This is a genomic window from Azospirillum brasilense, assembly GCF_005222205.1.
Classification (GTDB): Bacteria; Pseudomonadota; Alphaproteobacteria; order Azospirillales; family Azospirillaceae; genus Azospirillum; species Azospirillum brasilense_G.
In genome coordinates, this window is sequence record NZ_CP032345.1 from 916,592 (window position 1) to 933,395 (window position 16,804).

General features: G+C 69.3%; 16 protein-coding genes and 2 tRNA genes. 7 read left to right on the forward strand and 11 right to left on the reverse strand.

The window, feature by feature from the left end:
* Together D3869_RS04555 and D3869_RS04560 are read right to left on the reverse strand one after the other, a co-directional pair.
* Entirely contained in the window at positions 1-888 is an 888-nt protein-coding gene (locus D3869_RS04555; protein ID WP_035675330.1) for a glycine--tRNA ligase subunit alpha, read from the reverse strand.
* Positions 889-976: 88 nt separating this feature from the next.
* Entirely contained in the window at positions 977-1,246 is a 270-nt protein-coding gene (locus D3869_RS04560; RefSeq protein WP_035675333.1) for a hypothetical protein, read from the reverse strand.
* Positions 1,247-1,429: 183 nt separating this feature from the next.
* On the opposite strand from D3869_RS04560, the gene D3869_RS04565 reads away from it, so the two are divergent.
* Positions 1,430-1,657: a type II toxin-antitoxin system HicB family antitoxin gene (locus tag D3869_RS04565; RefSeq protein ID WP_137139102.1), complete on the forward strand. Its 228-nt coding sequence runs from the start codon at positions 1,430-1,432 to the stop codon at positions 1,655-1,657.
* A gap of 167 nt (positions 1,658-1,824) precedes the next feature.
* Here the strand turns inward: D3869_RS04565 and D3869_RS04570 are convergent, their stop codons facing one another.
* Genes D3869_RS04570 through D3869_RS04580 form a run of 3 tightly spaced genes read right to left on the reverse strand, consistent with a single transcriptional unit; the run spans position 1,825 to position 3,710 of the window.
* Positions 1,825-2,697 (reverse strand): S49 family peptidase, encoded by an 873-nt coding sequence (locus tag D3869_RS04570; protein WP_349017875.1) that lies wholly within the window; start codon positions 2,695-2,697, stop codon positions 1,825-1,827.
* A gap of 51 nt (positions 2,698-2,748) precedes the next feature.
* On the reverse strand, positions 2,749-3,498 hold the full coding sequence (locus tag D3869_RS04575; protein WP_137139104.1) for a tRNA1(Val) (adenine(37)-N6)-methyltransferase: 750 nt from the start codon (positions 3,496-3,498) through the stop codon (positions 2,749-2,751).
* On the reverse strand, positions 3,495-3,710 hold the full coding sequence (locus D3869_RS04580; RefSeq protein WP_137139105.1) for a DUF2007 domain-containing protein: 216 nt from the start codon (positions 3,708-3,710) through the stop codon (positions 3,495-3,497). The genes D3869_RS04575 and D3869_RS04580 overlap by 4 nt, the downstream gene beginning before the upstream one ends.
* 110 nt (positions 3,711-3,820) lie before the next feature.
* Between D3869_RS04580 and D3869_RS04585 the strand changes: the two genes are divergently transcribed.
* From D3869_RS04585 to D3869_RS04600, 4 genes are all read left to right on the forward strand, one after another.
* Positions 3,821-4,837: a polyprenyl synthetase family protein gene (locus D3869_RS04585; protein ID WP_137139106.1), complete on the forward strand. Its 1,017-nt coding sequence runs from the start codon at positions 3,821-3,823 to the stop codon at positions 4,835-4,837.
* Between the two features lie 109 nt (positions 4,838-4,946).
* Positions 4,947-5,023: transfer RNA gene (locus tag D3869_RS04590), tRNA-Pro, on the forward strand.
* 203 nt (positions 5,024-5,226) lie between these two features.
* Positions 5,227-5,303: transfer RNA gene (locus D3869_RS04595), tRNA-Pro, on the forward strand.
* Between the two features lie 121 nt (positions 5,304-5,424).
* Positions 5,425-5,838, forward strand: a complete 414-nt coding sequence (locus D3869_RS04600; RefSeq protein ID WP_137139107.1) for a hypothetical protein — start codon at positions 5,425-5,427, stop codon at positions 5,836-5,838.
* A gap of 4 nt (positions 5,839-5,842) precedes the next feature.
* On the opposite strand, the gene D3869_RS04605 is transcribed toward D3869_RS04600, so the two are convergent.
* On the reverse strand, positions 5,843-6,232 hold the full coding sequence (locus D3869_RS04605; RefSeq protein WP_137139108.1) for a carboxymuconolactone decarboxylase family protein: 390 nt from the start codon (positions 6,230-6,232) through the stop codon (positions 5,843-5,845).
* A 293-nt stretch (positions 6,233-6,525) separates the two neighbouring features.
* Between D3869_RS04605 and D3869_RS04610 the strand changes: the two genes are divergently transcribed.
* On the forward strand, positions 6,526-8,616 hold the full coding sequence (locus tag D3869_RS04610) for a hybrid sensor histidine kinase/response regulator (protein WP_247895722.1): 2,091 nt from the start codon (positions 6,526-6,528) through the stop codon (positions 8,614-8,616).
* Between the two features lie 54 nt (positions 8,617-8,670).
* Here D3869_RS04610 and D3869_RS32985 read toward each other — a convergent pair whose 3' ends face one another.
* Together D3869_RS32985 and D3869_RS04615 are read right to left on the reverse strand one after the other, a co-directional pair.
* Positions 8,671-8,847 carry a hypothetical protein gene (locus D3869_RS32985; protein WP_172428330.1) on the reverse strand — a complete coding sequence of 59 codons (177 nt, stop codon included), beginning with the start codon at positions 8,845-8,847 and terminating at the stop codon, positions 8,671-8,673.
* Positions 8,848-9,009: 162 nt separating this feature from the next.
* Positions 9,010-9,240 (reverse strand): SMc00767 family acetate metabolism repressor, encoded by a 231-nt coding sequence (locus D3869_RS04615; protein ID WP_014241201.1) that lies wholly within the window; start codon positions 9,238-9,240, stop codon positions 9,010-9,012.
* A gap of 364 nt (positions 9,241-9,604) precedes the next feature.
* Here D3869_RS04615 and D3869_RS04620 point away from each other — a divergent pair, with 364 nt between their 5' ends.
* Positions 9,605-10,498 (forward strand): NAD(P)-dependent oxidoreductase, encoded by an 894-nt coding sequence (locus tag D3869_RS04620; RefSeq protein ID WP_137139110.1) that lies wholly within the window; start codon positions 9,605-9,607, stop codon positions 10,496-10,498.
* Positions 10,499-10,540: 42 nt separating this feature from the next.
* On the opposite strand, the gene D3869_RS04625 is transcribed toward D3869_RS04620, so the two are convergent.
* The 3 genes from D3869_RS04625 to D3869_RS04635 form a co-directional block, all read right to left on the reverse strand.
* On the reverse strand, positions 10,541-11,944 hold the full coding sequence (locus tag D3869_RS04625; RefSeq protein WP_137139111.1) for an FAD-linked oxidase C-terminal domain-containing protein: 1,404 nt from the start codon (positions 11,942-11,944) through the stop codon (positions 10,541-10,543).
* 265 nt (positions 11,945-12,209) lie between these two features.
* Complete coding sequence (locus D3869_RS04630) at positions 12,210-15,818, reverse strand: hydantoinase B/oxoprolinase family protein (protein WP_137139112.1); 3,609 nt, start codon at positions 15,816-15,818, stop codon at positions 12,210-12,212.
* A 110-nt stretch (positions 15,819-15,928) separates the two neighbouring features.
* Positions 15,929-16,483: a GNAT family N-acetyltransferase gene (locus D3869_RS04635; protein ID WP_137139113.1), complete on the reverse strand. Its 555-nt coding sequence runs from the start codon at positions 16,481-16,483 to the stop codon at positions 15,929-15,931.
* Positions 16,484-16,804: the final 321 nt, after the last annotated feature.

Here is a 16,804-nt window from a genome sequence, read left to right on the forward strand (position 1 = left end):
TTACTTGGCCCCCCCGGCGGTCCACGCCTCGCAGCAGGCTTTCGCCAGCGCGCGCACGCGGCCGATGTAGGCGGCGCGCTCCACGACGCTGATGACGCCGCGCGCGTCCAGCAGGTTGAAGAGGTGCGACGCCTTGATGCACTGGTCGTAGGCCGGCAGCGCGACGCCCTTGGCGATCAGCGACTGGCACTCCGCCTCGGCGTCCTTGAAATGCTGGAGCAGCATGTCGGTGTTGGCGTGCTCGAAGTTGTGGGCCGAATATTCGACCTCGGCGCGCTTGAACACGTCGCCGTATTTGACGCCCTGCCCGTTGAAGTCCAGGTCGTAGACGTTCTCCACGCCCTGCACATACATGGCCAGACGCTCCAGCCCGTAGGTCAGCTCGACCGCGACCGGGTCGCACTCGATGCCGCCGACCTGCTGGAAGTAGGTGTACTGGGTGACCTCCATGCCGTCGCACCAGACCTCCCAGCCGAGGCCCCAGGCGCCCAGCGTCGGGCTTTCCCAGTCGTCCTCGACGAATCGGATGTCGTGCAGCGACGGGTCGATGCCCAGCACCTTCAGGCTTTCCAGGTAAAGCTCCTGCGGGTTGGCCGGCGAGGGCTTCAGGATGACCTGATACTGGTAATAGTGCTGGAGCCGGTTCGGGTTCTCGCCGTAGCGGCCATCCTTCGGGCGGCGCGAGGGCTGCACATAGGCCGCCTTCCACGGCTGCGGGCCAAGCGCGCGCAGCGTCGTCGCCGGGTGGAAGGTACCCGCACCCACCTCCATGTCGTAGGGCTGGAGGATCACGCAGCCCTGCTCCGACCAGAACTGGTGGAGCTTGAGGATCAGGGCCTGAAAGGACAGGCCGCGGCTGTCTTGGGAAGACCCGCTCGGGGAGGCCATCGGCGGTCACTTATGATTGGTGTGGAAAAACGCGCCGCACGATACGCGGCGGTATCCCCGGAATCAAGCGCCCGCCAGGGGTTGCGGCTCAACGCCCGTAGGGGCAGACCGGCCGGCCGCAGGCCACGGCGGAGCGCGGGGCGACGTAGGCGCCGCATTCCGGGCACTTCTCCATGTCCTCCGCAGCCACCTGGGGCGAGCCGCCGCCGCTGGTGGAGGTGGGCTTTCCGGAGCCGCGACGCTCCCGCTCGCGCAGGCGCTCCCGCCCGACCGCGCCGACGCGGTTGTACCAGCGCCAGCCGAACCACACGGCGCCGATCACCAGGATCAGGAACAGGATTTTGGACAAGCTGAACATGGACGCAGGATTAGGGGGTGCGAGGCCACCCGGTCAAGAGGGGCCTCGCACCCCAAAAGATCGACCCGTCGAAAATGGATCGAACATCGAAAGAAGCGCCCGTCCAGCGCAAAGAGTCCTTGTCGTCCGCAGCGGAAGCGGCACCTAATGGGTGAAAACCGTGCGCAGAGGAGACGCAACGTCATGAACGCCAGCGCCTATCCGGTCATCGTCCGCCCCCTGCCCCCGGAGCAGGGTGTCGGCTATGTGGCCGAGGTGCCCGACCTGCCGGGCTGCACCGCGGGCGGCGCCACCCCCGCCGACGCCAGCACGGCGGCGCTCGACGCCATCACCGCCTGGATCGAGAACGCCCGCCGCACCGGCGCGCCGGTCCCGCCCCCCTCGGAGCGTTTGCGCGAAGTCACCCAGTGAGAGCCCAGGATATTTTCATCGGGGCATAAGCCCTCGCACTTGGCCCCCACCCTAGCCCTCCCCCGCTATCGCAGGGGAGGGAACTCCGCCGCGCGACCCTCAATCCCCTCCCCTGCGCAGCGGGGGAGGGCCAGGGTGGGGGCTCGTGGCGACCACAAGCGGAAAAATCAGAGGCCGTAGCGCGACCAGAGCGCGCGTTCCTCGACAGCGGACAGAGCCGCCGCCGGAAGGTCGGCCGCGAGACGGTCCAGCGAAGCCATGCCCACCGGCGCATCCACGCGGAAACCCATGCGGCGGAACCAGCGCCGGTCCTCCTGCACCACGCGCAGCCGGACCTTCTCGCCGAAGCGGCCGCGCAGCACGCTGCGCAGGTCGCCGATGCCGTCGATCAGCCCCAGCTCCAGCGCGCGCCGACCCGCCCAGAAGGCGCCGGAGAACAGTTCCTCCTCCGGCCCGGACAGGCGGGCGCCGCGGCGGTCGCGCACCATCGCCTTGAAGGCGTCGTGGATCTCCGCCTGGATCGCCTTCAGATGAGCCACCCCGTCCTCCCGCTCCGGCGAGAAGGGGTCGAGAATTACCTTCTTGTCGCCCGCGGTGTAGAGCCGCCGCTCGATGCCGTAACGCTCGATGAAGTCGTGCGCGCCGAAGCCGGCGGAGACCACACCGATGGAGCCCAGGATGCTGCTCTCGTCCGCCCAGATCTCGTCCGCCGCGCAGGCCAGCCAGTAGCCGCCGGACGCCGCCGCGTCCTCGCAGAAGGCGAAGACCGGCACCTTCTTCTCGGTGGCGAGGTCGCGGATGCGCTTGGCGATCAGCGCCGACTGCACCGGCGACCCGCCCGGCGAGTTGACGACCAGCGCCACCGCCGCCTGCGTCTTCGGCGCGAAGGCGCGTTCGATCAGCCCGGCCATGTTGGCCATGGTCAGCCCCTGGCGGAAGGCTCCGGCCTGACCGATGACACCGGACAGGCGGAGGACGGACACGATCGGCCCGGCGTCGCGCCAGGGGCCGAACGGGAGTTTGGCGAGCAGCTTCGTCATGTTCATCGCCGGTTGAAATGGTGGCGCTGACGCCGGATTGAAAGCACCGGCTTAAGCGATCAATGGTTCCATGTCGCGCAGAATCCGCTGCGCCTGCGCGCCATAGGCGCCATCGGGGCCGTGCAGCACCAGCCCGGCGGTGAATCGCGCCGGCGAGCGCCCCCCCTTTTGCGCCGCCAGCAGGATGCGCCGCGCCTCCTCCCCCGCCTTCGGCCAGAGCGGGACGAGCGTCAGCGAGCCGATTCGGGCGCCGTGGAGCGCGGCCAGGATCTCGTCCACCCGGTCGGCCCGGTGGACCATGGTCAGCGTGCCGCGCGGCTTCAGCATCGCAGCGGCGAAGCGCACCCAGTCGGCCAGGCCCGCCTCCCCCTCCACGTTGGCGGCGGCCTTCCAGGGGTCAGGCGGCACGCTGGCCGCCCCGGCGCGCAGATAGGGCGGGTTCATCATCACCCGGTCGAAGGTGCCGGGAACCAGCTCCGGCGGCGGGGCGAGCAGGTCGCCCTCAAGGACGCCCACCCGGCCGTCCAGCCCGTTGAGGGCGGCGTTGCGCCGGGCGAAGTCCGCCGCATCCGCCCGCTTCTCCAGCCCGACGACCACGACACCCGGCACACGGGCGGCGAGGCACAGCGCCGCCGCCCCGGTGCCGGTGCCGACGTCCAGCACCCGCTCCCCCGCCCCGGCGGCGGTGAAGGCGGCGAGCAGCACCGGGTCGATGGCGGCGCGGTAGCCGGCCTGCGGCTGGTGCAGGCGGACACGCCCGTCGAGAAGCGTGTCGAACGCCGCGTCGCTCTCCGCCGTCACGCCCCCAGCTCCTCCCCGGCGTCGCGCAGCAGGCGGCAGGCGGCGGCGTGGTCGTCGTCGTCCACCATCAGGCGGCGGGGGATGGCGCCGATGGAGCCCTCCAGAATGCTGGTGTGGGTGTCCAGCACGATCCCCTCGATTCCCGCGTCGGTCAGCAGGGCGAGAAGCCAGCTCAGACGGACCGGATCGGTGGTGCGCAGCAGTTCCTTCATGAAATCCCGGCTGTTCTGTGCCCTTATTCGCCTTGCGGACTTGACCGAAGAGGCTATGCCGTTATGCTCCCTGCCGGAATTCGTCACGTCAATCATCATTGGAGTCGACCTTGGCGGTCGTGACCAACCTCGAGCCGAAACGGCGGAAGTCCACCCCGCTCGACGATCTGACCGCCCTGGTGGCCGATGACCTGGGCGCGGTCAACGAGATCATCGTCCAGCGGATGCACTCGTCCGTGGAGATGATCCCGCAGCTTGCCGGCTACCTCATCGCCGCGGGTGGCAAGCGCCTGCGCCCCGTCCTCACCCTCGCCGCCGCCGAGCTGTGCGGCTACAAGGGCGAGGATCACAAGATGCTGGCCGCGGTGGTGGAGTTCATCCACACCGCCACCCTGCTTCACGACGACGTCGTGGACGAGAGCGACCTGCGCCGCGGGCTGGCCTCGGCCAACGCGGTGTTCGGCAACAAGGCCAGCGTGCTGGTCGGCGACTTCCTGTTCTCCCGCAGCTTCGAGCTGATGGTGGAGGTCGGGTCGCTCGACGTGCTGCGCATCCTGTCCAAGGCGTCCGCGGTCATCGCCGAGGGCGAGGTGCTGCAGCTGCGCACCACCAACGACACCGAGACCAGCGAGCAGGCCTATTTGGAGGTCATCAAGGCCAAGACGGCGGAGCTGTTCGCCGCCGCCTGCCGCGTCGGCGCCGTGGTGGCCGCCCGCCCGCAGGCGGAGGAGCTGGCGCTCTACGATTACGGCATGAATCTGGGCATCGCCTTCCAGCTCGTCGACGACGTGCTGGACTATTCCGCCTTCCAGGCGAAGCTGGGCAAGACGGTCGGCGACGATTTCCGCGAGGGCAAGATCACCCTCCCCGTCGTGCTGGCCTTCCGTCGCGGCAATGACGAGGAGCGGGCCTTCTGGCGCCGCACCATGGAGGAGCTGGACCAGCAGGAGGGCGACCTGGAGCGCGCCCAGGAGCTGATGGCCAAGCACAACGCGCTGAAGGACACGGTGGAGCGTGCGCGCCACTACGGCTCCATCGCGCGCGACGCGCTGGGCCTGTTCCAGGACAGCCCGGTGAAGGCCGCCCTGCTGGAGGTGCTGGACTTCGTGATCGAGCGCGATTTCTAAGCGTACGCAACTTTTTCGCCGCCGGGGGTGATTTTCACGTTGCAGCCCCCGGATCGAGCGGCTATATACGCGGCCCACGGTGACGCCGGCCACGGCGCCACCGACGGACCGGAGAGTAGCTCAGCCTGGTAGAGCACTGCTTTCGGGAGGCAGGGGCCGGAGGTTCGAATCCTCTCTCTCCGACCAACACGAAAAGGGCCGATGCGGCAACGCATCGGCCCTTTCGCTTTTCCGGCCCGGCCAACCAGCCCTTGCGGCGGTCTTCCCCCGGCTTTCGCGACCCGGCAAAAAAACATTCCGCAAATGCCGCTTATTCCCATTGCAGCCCGCGGGCAATGGGTCTATACACCCGCTCCACGGCGACGCTGGCGACGGCGGCACCGACGGACCGGAGAGTAGCTCAGCCTGGTAGAGCACTGCTTTCGGGAGGCAGGGGCCGGAGGTTCGAATCCTCTCTCTCCGACCAATACGAAAAGGGCCGATGCGGCAACGCATCGGCCCTTTCGCTTTTCCGCTCCGCCGCTGCGGCACAGGCCGCGCTCCCGCCTGTTGTCCCTTTGGAAGCGACACAGACGGGGAGCGGACCCATGGAACAGGCGATCGGACAGGAACCCCAGGCGGCGGGCGGCCCGGTGGGGACGGAGATCGACCCCAAGGCCGTGGTGGTGTCCCGCGCGGTGCGCGACCTGCTCCAGCCCCACGGCTTCCGTCCCCGCGACATCGGCAGCGGGCTGGGCGGCGGCATGGCCTGGAACCGGCGCGGCGGCGACGACACCCACGAGATGATCACCTGCAACGGGCGGCTGTCCGGCGACCCCGACCGGGCGGAATGGACCGCCGGGCGCTACGGCAACCGCGGCGGCTTCGTGGAGGTCACCGGCCTGACGCTGCGCGGCGCGCTGGACGCACTGGCGGTGCTGCCCCGGCCGGTGCGGGTGGACGGCTCGCTGGCCGAGGGCATCTACCCATCGCTGGAGGACGCCCTCGACGACATCGCGTGACGGGCTATTTCAGCGCCTCGTCGATCTCCACCTGATAGCCCTTGGCGAGGCGGTTGGTCTCGTTGGCCATGCCGACGACGGCCATCAGCTCGCCGAACTGCGCGTCGGTCATGCCGGCGCGGCGCGCGGCGGCCTCGTGCGAGCGGATGCAGTAGTCGCAGCCGTTGGTGACGCTGACCGCGACGAAGATCATCTCCTTGACCATCGGGTCCAGCGCGCCGGGGGCCATCACCTCCTTCAGGCTCTCCCAGGTGCGCTTCAGCGTGGGCGGGTGATGGGCGGCCATCTTCCAGAAATTGTTGACGTCCGGCACGTTGCGGGCCGCCTTGATGTCGTCGTAGACAGCGCGCACTTCGGGAGCGGCGTCGGCGTGCTCGATGGGCTTCAGGGGCATGGCTGATGGTCTCCGCGGCAGCAGGGCACAGATGAGGGGAACGATCCCGCGGCATTGTCGCCGCTTCGGCTTCGCGGGGCCATGGCGAAGGAACCCGGCCTCATATCTCTTCCGCTGAAGGTCATAGGGGCGCCTGAAAGTTCAGGTTGCTCCAGCCGCCGCGGACCGGCATAGCTTCCTGGTTCCGATGGCCTGCGCACGGCGTCCCGCCCTGTCGCCACCCTCCCCGCCTTCAAGTCCCCCAGACCATGCCCCTCCGCCACCTCGACGCCCTGGCAACCGAATCGGAAGGAATGGTGCGCCTTCTGCGCATCCTTCTGGTCGCCTCCGTCCTGGTGCCCTCCCTGCTGTTCACCGCCATCGCCTGGCGCGACTTTCACGAGGAAGAGGCGCAGGCGGAGCGCAACATCCGCAAGACCGTGCTGATCCTGCACGAGCACATGCAGAAGGTCTTCGACACGGTCGAGCAGGTCCTGGACCGGCTGGACGAGCGGACCGCCGGCATGAGCTGGGACGAGATCGGCCGGGCCGACGACCTGCACGGCTATCTGAGGACGCTGGTGGAGGAGCTTCCCCAGATCGGCGTCGTCGGGCTGGTCGATCCCAACGGCGCGCTGCGCAACGACAACCGGCTGTTCCCGGCCCCGCCGATCAATGTGGGCGACCGGGAGTATTTCCGGACCCAGGCGGCCGCCGACGCCGGCATCCTGGTCAGCGAGGCGATCACGGGGCGCGGGTCGGGCAAGCGGCAGTTCAACGTCACGCGCCGCCGCGCCGCCACGGGGGGACCGGAAGGGCCGTTCAACGGCGTTCTGCTGACCGCGGTGATGGCCGATTACCTGAGCGATTTCTATCAGCTCGTCGTCGCCGGTCCGAAGGAGTCGATCTCCCTCGTCCGCCGCGACGGCTCGGTTCTGGTCCGTTTCCCCTCAATGGGCGACCGCCAGACCCGTCACGCCACGGACAGCATCCTGCTCGGCGCCATGGCGGCGGGGCAGACCGAGGGGGTGTTCCGCACGCGGGGCCGCCTTGATGGCGTGACGAGGCTCAACGGCTTCATGCATGTCGCGCCCTACCCGATCTACGTCACCTACGGCATTCCGATCAGCGAGATCCGGGCCGGCTGGATGCGCAACATCCTGCTCTACGCCGCCTTCACCGTGCCGGCGATGCTGGCCCTCGTCGGCATCACCCTGCTGGCGCTGCGCCGCGCGCGGAGCGAGACGCGGGCCATCCGCCGCTGGACCGAAGAGGCGCGCGCCCGCGAAGCCCTGGAGAACGCGCTGCGCCAGTCGCAGAAGCTGGAGGCGCTCGGTCAACTGACCGGGGGCGTCGCCCACGATTTCAACAATCTTCTGACCGCCGCCCTGGCCAACCTGCATCTGATGGAACGGCACCTGCCGGCGGAAGGCGCGCGCTATCTGAACGGCACGCGCACCGCTCTGGAACGCGCCCGGACGCTGACCGGGCAGTTGCTCGCCTTCTCGCGGCAGGAAGCGGTGGACCCCAAGGTGATCGATCTGGGGGACGCCCTGCGGAGCATGGCCAATCTGCTGGAGCGCTCCATCCGCGCCGACATCGCGCTGGACTGGGCGCTTCCCAGCGCTCCGCTGCCGGTGGAGGTGGACCCGGTCCAGCTGGAGCTGGCGGTGCTGAACCTCGTGGTCAACGCCCGCGACGCGATGCCGGCGGGCGGGCGCATCCGCATCGCCACCCGGCAGGAGGAGACGCCCGACGGCCCGCTGGCCGTTCTGGAGATCACCGACACCGGCGGCGGCATGCCGCCGGAGGTCGCCGCCCGCGCCTTCGAGCCCTTCTTCACCACCAAGCCGCACGGCAAGGGGACGGGGCTGGGCCTGTCGATGGTCTACGGCTTCGCCCGGCAATCCGGCGGCAACGCCACCATCTCCAGCGCGCCGCGCCGCGGCACGGTGGTCCGCGTCAGCCTGCCGGTGTCCGGCCGGGCGCCGGAGGCCGAAGCGGTTCCGGACGCGGCGGAGGTGGTGCCGCCCGGCCCGGTGCGCCTGCTGGTTGTCGAGGACAACGCTCTGGTGCTGATGGCCACCGTGGAGGGGCTGGCGCAGGAGGGTTTCGACGTGGTGACCGCCGACCACGGCGCCGCCGCGCTGGAGATCCTGGAGCAGGACTCAGCCTTCGACGTGATCGTGACGGATGTCGTCATGCCCTACGGCGTGTCGGGAATCGATCTGGCGCGGCGGGTGCAGGAGCGCTGGCCCGACATCCGGGTTCTGCTGATTTCCGGCTACAGCCCCGAATCGCTGAACGGGCTCAAGGCCGACGCCGCCGTCCTGCCCAAGCCCTTCACCCCGGACCAGCTCGCCGCCCGCGTCCGCGCCCTGCTGCGCACCATGAAGACCGCCTGACCGAAGACTGGCTGACCGGAGACTGGCTGACCGAAGACTGGCTGACCGGACACGTCAGAGCAGGACGCTGATGAACATCGGCGCCCACAGCACCGCCGACCAGATCAGCCCCAGGAAGATGCCGTGGGTGAGGTCGGTGAAGGTCGGTTCCGACAGGCAGTGCATGCGCCAGAACGCTTCGCGGTCGTTCATGCCCCGACGCTGCGGGGGATGGTTCTGAACGTCCTTCATGACCGTTTCCTTGTTGGGGGCCAAAAGGAAGGAACCGGCGAAGGGCGCCGCGGTTCCGCCGCGCGGGAGGAACATCGATCGGGCAGGACGGGAAACGCCGAAAAGGAAAAGGCCCCCTGCCCTTTCGGGCGGGAGGCCTTCCGGTCGGATGGGATGAGCCGCTTACTTGGTGCGGATCATCGGGGTGAGCTGGTCGCCCCAGTTGCCCGTCGCGTTGTGATAGCGGGCGGTGCGCATCAGCTCGACCGTCACGCCGGCTTCCACGGCCTTGACGACGGCGTCGTTCAGGCGGTGCAGGCTGTTGGCGAGGACGCGGATGGCGCTCTCCTGCTCGTCCGTGAGGTTCGAACGCTCGTCCGGCGGCGCATCCTGGAAACCCGACTGATTCGTCATGCGGCTATCCTTCCCTTGTTCTCCGGCCCGGGTCTTGCGGCCCCGGCTCTGCCCTGGTTCACCGGCGCCGTTGCGCCGGCATGGCCGGGTGCTGCGCTGCAAACCCGGCATTAACGTCTTAACACATCACGCGCCGGTAGCAAGGGCGCGGCAAGACAACCTCGTTCGAAAGAGTCATGCCTCCCGCGGCAGAGTGCCGCTCCCGGAGGATGCTGGATGGGGGAAGGACCCTGCCGCACTTCAATCGCGCTGCGTCCGGCGGACGGCGTTTGATCGGCGCGCGCTCCCGGCCTAGCTTGGCGGTCCAAGGGCAGACGCCGACAAAAACAACCCGCAGCCGATCACAACGAAGAAAGACAGGACCATGGCCGACACCGCGACCGATTCCCGCTCCGTCGCCTTTCTGGGGCTTGGCACGATGGGCTTCCCCATGGCCGGCCATCTGGCCGTCCGGGGCGGCCACCGGGTGACCGTCTACAACCGCACCGCCGCCAAGGCCGAGGCCTGGGCCGCCCGCTTCGGCGGGGCCGGCGCCGCCACCCCGGCCGCCACCCCGGCCGAGGCCGCCCGCGACGCCGAGGTGGTTTTCCTCTGCGTCGGCGGCGACGACGACGTGCGGGCGGTGGCCGGCGAGGCGATGGACGCCATGAAGCCCGGCACGATCATCGCCGACCATTCCACGGTGTCCGCCACCGTCGCGCGCGAGATGGCCGAGCTGGCCCGCGCGCGCGGCCTGTTCTTTCTCGACGCGCCGGTGTCCGGCGGGCAGGCCGGGGCGGAGAACGGCGTGCTGACGGTGATGGTGGGCGGCGACGCCGACGCCTTCGCCCGTGCCCAGCCGCTGATGGCCTGCTACGGGCGCTCCGTCACCCATATGGGGCCGGCGGGCGCCGGCCAGCTGACCAAGATGGTCAACCAGATCTGCATCGCCGGTCTGCTGCAGGGTCTGGCCGAGGGCATGGCCTTTGCCCAGAAGGCCGGGCTGGACGGGCACAAGGTCGTGGATGTGATCGGAAAGGGGGCGGCGCAGTCCTGGCAGATGGACAACCGCGCCAAGACGATGCTGGACGGCAAGTTCGACTTCGGTTTCGCCGTGGACTGGATGCGCAAGGACCTGGGCATCGTGCTGGGCGAGGCCCGCAACAACGGCGCCAGCCTGCCCGTCACCGCCCTGGTCGACCAGTTCTACGCCGAGGTGCAGGGGATGGGCGGCAACCGGCTGGACACCTCCAGCCTGATGACGCGGCTGACGCGCTGACCGGAGGGAGGATGGGGAGCGCCGCGGCGCTCCCCTTTTGCCTCAGATGCGGACGACCTTGCCGGGGTTCATCCGGTTCTCCGGGTCGAAGGCGCGCTTCAGTTCGCCCATCACGGCGAAGGCGTCGCCGGCCTCCTTCTCCAGGAACTCCATCTTGCCGTAGCCGATGCCGTGTTCGCCGGTGCAGGTGCCGCCCATGGCGAGCGCCCGGTCGACCATGCGGTCGTTCAGGCGCTTGGCCTCGGCCATCTCCTCCGGCTTGTCGGGGTCAATGACGTAGACGAGGTGGAAGTTGCCGTCGCCGACATGGCCGACCAGCGGGGCCAGCATCGAGGATTCGGCGATGTCCTTCTTGGTCTCCAGGATGCAGTCGGCCAGCCGCGAGATCGGCACGCAGACGTCGGTCGGCCAGCCCTTGGAGCCGGGGCGCAGCGCCAGCGCCGCGTAATAGCCGTCGTGGCGGGCCTGCCAGAGCTTGGAGCGGTCCTCCGGACGGGTCGCCCAGGTGAATTCGCTGCCGCCAAACTCCGCGGCGATGGCCGCGACCATCTCGGCCTGCTCCTTCACCCCGGCCGCCGTGCCGTGGAACTCGAAGAACAGGGTCGGGGCGACCGTGTAGTCCAGCTTGGAATACTTGTTCACCGCGTCCATCTGGACCTCGTCCAGCAGCTCGATGCGGGCGACGGGGATGCCGGACTGGATGGTCTGGATCACCGTGTCCACGGCGCCGCGAATGTCGTTGAACGGGCAGACCGCCGACGAGATCGCCTCCGGAATGCCGTAGAGGCGCAGCGTCACCTCGGTGATGATGCCGAGCGTGCCCTCCGCCCCGACGAACAGGCGGGTCAGGTCATAGCCGGCGGCGGACTTGCGGGCGCGCCCGCCGGTCTTGATGATCCGGCCGTCGGCCAGCACCACGGTCAGCCCCAGCACATTCTCGCGCATGGTGCCGTAGCGCACCGCGTTGGTGCCGCTGGCGCGGGTGGAGGCCATGCCGCCCAGCGAGGCGTCGGCGCCGGGGTCGATGGGGAAGAACAGGCCGGTGTCGCGCAGATGCTCGTTGAGCTGCTTGCGGGTCACGCCGGCCTGGACGGTGACGTCGAGGTCCTCGGGGCTGACGCGCAGGACCTCCTTCATGTTCGACACGTCGATGCAGACGCCGCCGGCCAGCGCCGCGACGCCGCCCTCCAGCGAGGTGCCGGTGCCGAAGGGAATGATCGGCAGCTTGTGCTTCGCGCACAGCTTGACGATGGCGCTGACCTCCGCGGTGGAGGTGGCGAAGGCGACGCCGTCGGGCGGGAAGTTGGGGTGGTAGGACTCGTCCTTGCCGTGATGCTCGCGCACCGCCGCGGCGGTGGTGAAGCGGTCCCCAAGCAGGGCCTTGAACTCGGCCTTCATCTCGTCGGTGAAGGCGACGCGAGGCTGGGCGGCGGGTACGGCGGTCATGGACGAATCTCCCCGGGGGTCCTTTTGGCACGAAGCCGTGCGGTGGTAGGACCGGAGAAGCTAAGCCCCGCCGCCCGCGCAGACAAGCGACTCGCGCGCATGGGTGGGTGCCACAGCAAAAGCCCTCTCCCCCCTGGGGAGAGGGGAGGGTGAGGGGGCATTACGCCCGGCCGGGCGGAGAAGGGCTCCCGCTTCGTGCCCTTGGCCGCCTTCGGCGCCCCCTCATCCTAACCTTCTCCCCAGGGGGGAGAAGGAACAGGCATTCTCACGCCTCCTCGTAGCCGCCGCCGCCCGGGGTCTCGACGACCAGCACGTCGCCCTCCCCCATGGCGGTCTTGTCCTGCGGGCCGAGCTCCTCCACCGAGCCGTCGGTGCGCTGGACCCAGGTGCGGCCGATCTGGCCGGGGGCGCCGCCCTTCAGGCCGAAGGGCGGAACCCGGCGGTGGTTGGACAGGATGGCGGCGGTCATCGGCTCCAGGAACTTCAGGCGCCGCACCACCCCGTCGCCGCCGCGCCAGCGCCCCGCCCCGCCCGATTCGCGGCGGATGCGGAAGCTGTCCAGCAGCACCGGGAAGCGCCATTCCAGCACCTCCGGATCGGTCAGGCGCGAGTTGGTCATGTGGGTGTGCACCGCGTCCGTCCCGTCGAAGCCGGGACCGGCGCCGGAGCCGCCGCAGACCGTCTCGTAATACTGGTAGCGCTCGTTGCCAAAGGTCGTGTTGTTCATCGTCCCCTGGGCCGAGGCCAGCACGCCGAGCGCGCCGTACAGCGCGTCGGTGACGCACTGGCTGGTCTCCACGTTGCCGGCCACCACCGCGGCGGGGTAGCTGGGCGACAGCATGGTGCCCGGCGGGATGACGATCTCGATCGGTTTCAGGCAGCCTTCGTTCATCGGGATCTCGTCGTCCACCAGCGTGCGGAAGACGTAGAGCACCGCCGCCCGGCACACCGCCGTCGGGGCGTTGAAGTTGCTGGTGAGCTGCGGGCTGGTGCCGGTGAAGTCCACCCGCGCCGACCGCTCGTCCTTGTCGATGGTGATGCGGACCTTGATGACCGCGCCGTTGTCCAGCTCCTGCACGAACTCGCCGTCGGTCAGCACGTCGATGACGCGGCGGACCTGCTCCTCGGCGTTGTCCTGGACCAGCTTCATGTAGGCGTTGACCGTCTCCAGCCCGAACTGGGCGACGATGCGGCGCAGCTCGCGCGCGCCCTGCTCGTTGGCGGCGATCTGGGCCTTCAGGTCGCCCAGGTTCTGCGCCACGTTGCGCGCCGGCTGCGGCCCGGCGGTGAAGAGGGCGACGACCTCCTCCTCCAGGAAGCGGCCCCGCTCGACCAACTGGATGTTGTCGAGAAGGACGCCCTCCTGGTCAATCGTCGTGCTGTCCGGCGGCATCGAGCCGGGGGTGATCCCGCCGACGTCGGCGTGGTGCCCGCGCGAGGCGACGTAGAACAGCACCCGTTCGCCGGCCTCGTCGAAGACCGGAGTGATGACGGTGATGTCCGGCAGATGCGTCCCCCCGTGATAGGGGTCGTTCAGCATATAGACGTCGCCGGGGTTCATCGCGCCGTGGCGCCGCTCGACGATGGCGCGCACGCTCTCGCCCATGGAGCCGAGATGCACCGGCATATGCGGGGCGTTGGCGATCAGCCCGCCGTCCGCGTCGAACAGGGCGCAGGAGAAGTCCAGCCGCTCCTTGATGTTCACCGAATAGGCGGTCTTCTCCAGCGTGAAGCCCATCTGCTCGGCGATGGACATGAAGAGGTTGTTAAAGACCTCCAGCATCACCGGGTCGGCCTTGGTGCCGATGGCGAGGCGCTGCGGCAGCTCCTCGAAGCGGGTCAGGACGAGGTGGTTCTTGCGCGTGACCTCGGCGATCCAGCCGGGCTCGACCACCGTCGTGGCGATCTTCTCCTTGATGACGGCGGGGCCGGTCACGCGGTTGCCGGGCTGAAGCTGGTCGCGGTCGTAGACCGGCGCCTCGCGGTCGGTGCCGCCGGTGTGCAGGGTGACCGTGGCGAGGCGGCGCGGCAGGGCGCCGGTGACGCCGGGCAGGTCCTGGTCGTCGGCGCTCTCGGTGCGGCCAACCGCCTCCACCGACACGGCCTCGACCACCAGGGCCTTGCCCTCCATCATGAAGCCGTAGCGCTGGCGGTGCGCCGCCTCGAAGGCAGCGGCCATGGCGTCGAGCGGCCCGAAATCGACGACCAGCGGGCTGTCGGAGCCCTCCACCTTGATGTGCGCCTTGCGCAGAACGGCGAGACGGTCCTCCGGCACGCCCTGGCGGGCCAGCTCCATGCGCCCCTCGGCCTCCAGAGCGGCGAGCGTGGCGGTCAGCTCGTCCACCAGCGCGTCGTCGAGCCGGGCCTCCACCGCGCGCTCGCGGATCGCCACCGTGTCGGCGAGGCCGATGCCGTAGGCCGACAGCACGCCGGCGTGCGGGTGCAGGAAGACCTTCCGCATGCCCAGCGCGTCGGCGACCAGACAGACATGCTGCCCCGCCGCCCCGCCGAAGCCGTTCAGCGTGTATTGGGTGACGTCGTAGCCGCGCTGGACCGAGATCTTCTTGATGGCGTTCGCCATGTTGTCCACGGCGATCTTCAGGAAGCCCTCGGCCACCTGATGCGGGGTCATCTCGGTGCCCAGCGCCTCGTTCACCTCTTCGGCCAGCTCGGCGAACTTCTCGCGCACGATGGCGGCGTCGAGCGGCTGGTCGGCCTCCGGCCCGAAGACGTGTGGGAAGAAGTCGGGGTGCAGCTTGCCGACCATCACGTTGCAGTCGGTCACGGTCAGCGGCCCGCCGCGGCGGTAGCAGGCCGGGCCGGGGTTGGCCCCGGCGCTCTCCGGCCCGACGCGGAAGCGCGCCCCGTCGAAGAAGCAGACCGAGCCGCCGCCCGCCGCCACGGTGTGGATGTGCATCATGGGCGCGCGCATCCGCACCCCGGCCACCACCGTGTCGAAGGCGCGCTCATACTCCCCGGCGTAGTGCGACACGTCGGTGGAGGTGCCGCCCATGTCGAAGCCGATGACCCGGTCGAAGCCGGCCATGCGCGCGGTGCGCACCGCGCCGACGATGCCGCCCGCCGGGCCGGAGAGGATGGCATCCTTGCCCTGGAACCAGCGCGCGTCGGTCAGGCCGCCGTTCGACTGCATGAACATCAGCCGCACGCCGGAGAGGTCCCCGGCCACCTGCTCCACATAACGGCGCAGGATCGGCGACAGGTAGGCGTCGACCACCGTGGTGTCGCCGCGCCCGACGATCTTCATCAGCGGGCTGACCTGATGGCTGACCGACACCTGGGTGAAGCCGATGGAGCGGGCCAGCGCCGCCACCTGCTTCTCATGATCCGGAAAGCGGTAGCCGTGCATCAGCACCACCGCAGCGGCGCGGAAACCGTCCTGGTAGGCCTGCTCCAGCTGGACCCGAACGGCGCGCAGATCCACCGCCTTCAGCACCGTGCCGTCGGCCTTGATCCGCTCCGGCACCTCGGCCACCCGCTCGTACAGCAGCTCGGGCAGGACGATGTGGCGGGCGAAGATCTTCGGGCGCGCCTGGTAGCCGATGCGGAGCTGGTCGCCCAATCCTTCGGTGATCAGCAGCAGCGTGCGCTCGCCCTTGCGCTCAAGAAGCGCGTTGGTGGCGACGGTGGTGCCCATCTTCACCGCCTCGACCGCCTCCGCCGGAATCGGCTGGCCGGCGGCGAGGCCCAGCAGGTCGCGGATGCCCTGGATGGCGGCGTCGCGGTAGCGTTCCGGATTCTCCGACAGCAGCTTGTGCGTGACCACCGACCCGTCCGGGCGTTTGGCCACGATGTCGGTGAAGGTGCCGCCGCGGTCGATCCAGAACTGCCACCGGCCCTGCTGTTGGGGCGCCATATCCCACTCCCTGATGTCTTGGCTTTACGGGGAGTGTGACCATACGCCGCCGCTGGTCAAGACGGGGTGCACGAAAGGGTGGGATGCGCTGCTTTCCCCTGCCCGTCCGGTCAGGCCGCCTTGAGCAGCGCGGGCAACCCGTCCAGCATGGCGTTCACGGCCCCCGCCCCATCCTCGAACGCCTCCAGCGCCAGCGAGAATTGCGAAGGACGCGGCAGGTCGATGGTGATGGCGAACTCCCCGCCGTCGCGCTCCATGTGGCCGCCGAAGCGGCGCGACAGGGCGCGCATGCGGGTGTTGTCGGACAGGCACATCATGTGGACCTGTCGGATGCCCCGATTGGCCGCGATGGCCAGCGAGCGGCGGACCAGGGTGGAGCCGACGCCCCGCCCCTGAAACCCCTTCTCGACGCTGATCGCCAGTTCCGCCGCGCCGGGCCACAGCAGCCGGTCGAAGCACAGCTCCACCGCGCCGCGCAGCTCGCCGCGGTCGAACAGGCCGAGCAGCGTGGTCCGCGTCCAGTCGAGCGAGTCGCAATGCTGGACGATGACCTCGTCGGAGACGGTGCCGGTGAATCGGGCGTAGCGGTCCGCCTTGTCCAGCCGCAACAGATGCGCGCGGTACGGACCGCGCTCGGCGGGGAGAAGCTTGCGGATGGCGGACATAGGGAGACTCGTGGCGCTGGTGATTCGGGACATCGCACCGCTTCGCGTCGTCCGCTTCCCCATCGGCGGCCTGGATCGGCCGTCCTCTTTTGTTGCGGCGCAACATGGCGAAGGCTCGGCCGAAGGGCAAGGCCCCTGACGATGACGGCGCGGCATCTGTTGCAGCGCAGCAACATTTGGCTTCGCCGGAAAATCCCCTACCCCCAACGGATGAAAAGGGCGCGGCGCGCGAAGATTTTGGGAAACAACGAAAAAGTATGGGCCGGTTGGCGCGGTGCCGGACTGCCGGTATGCTGCTCCGGCGGTCGAAAGGCGGATAAA

What these genes read in the sequence shown, in the direction of transcription:
- D3869_RS04555 (WP_035675330.1), bottom strand. Translation starts at nt 888, where the DNA reads ATGGCCTCCCCGAGCGGGTCTTCCCAAGACAGCCGCGGCCTGTCCTTT.
- D3869_RS04635 (WP_137139113.1), bottom strand. Translation starts at nt 16,483, where the DNA reads ATGTCCGCCATCCGCAAGCTTCTCCCCGCCGAGCGCGGTCCGTACCGC.
- D3869_RS04615 (WP_014241201.1), bottom strand. Translation starts at nt 9,240, where the DNA reads ATGACGAATCAGTCGGGTTTCCAGGATGCGCCGCCGGACGAGCGTTCG.
- D3869_RS32985 (WP_172428330.1), bottom strand. Translation starts at nt 8,847, where the DNA reads ATGAAGGACGTTCAGAACCATCCCCCGCAGCGTCGGGGCATGAACGAC.
- D3869_RS04630 (WP_137139112.1), bottom strand. Translation starts at nt 15,818, where the DNA reads ATGGCGCCCCAACAGCAGGGCCGGTGGCAGTTCTGGATCGACCGCGGC.
- D3869_RS04570 (WP_349017875.1), bottom strand. Translation starts at nt 2,697, where the DNA reads ATGACGAAGCTGCTCGCCAAACTCCCGTTCGGCCCCTGGCGCGACGCC.
- D3869_RS04565 (WP_137139102.1), top strand. Translation starts at nt 1,430, where the DNA reads ATGAACGCCAGCGCCTATCCGGTCATCGTCCGCCCCCTGCCCCCGGAG.
- D3869_RS04560 (WP_035675333.1), bottom strand. Translation starts at nt 1,246, where the DNA reads ATGTTCAGCTTGTCCAAAATCCTGTTCCTGATCCTGGTGATCGGCGCC.
- D3869_RS04620 (WP_137139110.1), top strand. Translation starts at nt 9,605, where the DNA reads ATGGCCGACACCGCGACCGATTCCCGCTCCGTCGCCTTTCTGGGGCTT.
- D3869_RS04610 (WP_247895722.1), top strand. Translation starts at nt 6,526, where the DNA reads ATGGTGCGCCTTCTGCGCATCCTTCTGGTCGCCTCCGTCCTGGTGCCC.
- D3869_RS04580 (WP_137139105.1), bottom strand. Translation starts at nt 3,710, where the DNA reads ATGAAGGAACTGCTGCGCACCACCGATCCGGTCCGTCTGAGCTGGCTT.
- D3869_RS04600 (WP_137139107.1), top strand. Translation starts at nt 5,425, where the DNA reads ATGGAACAGGCGATCGGACAGGAACCCCAGGCGGCGGGCGGCCCGGTG.
- D3869_RS04605 (WP_137139108.1), bottom strand. Translation starts at nt 6,232, where the DNA reads ATGCCCCTGAAGCCCATCGAGCACGCCGACGCCGCTCCCGAAGTGCGC.
- D3869_RS04625 (WP_137139111.1), bottom strand. Translation starts at nt 11,944, where the DNA reads ATGACCGCCGTACCCGCCGCCCAGCCTCGCGTCGCCTTCACCGACGAG.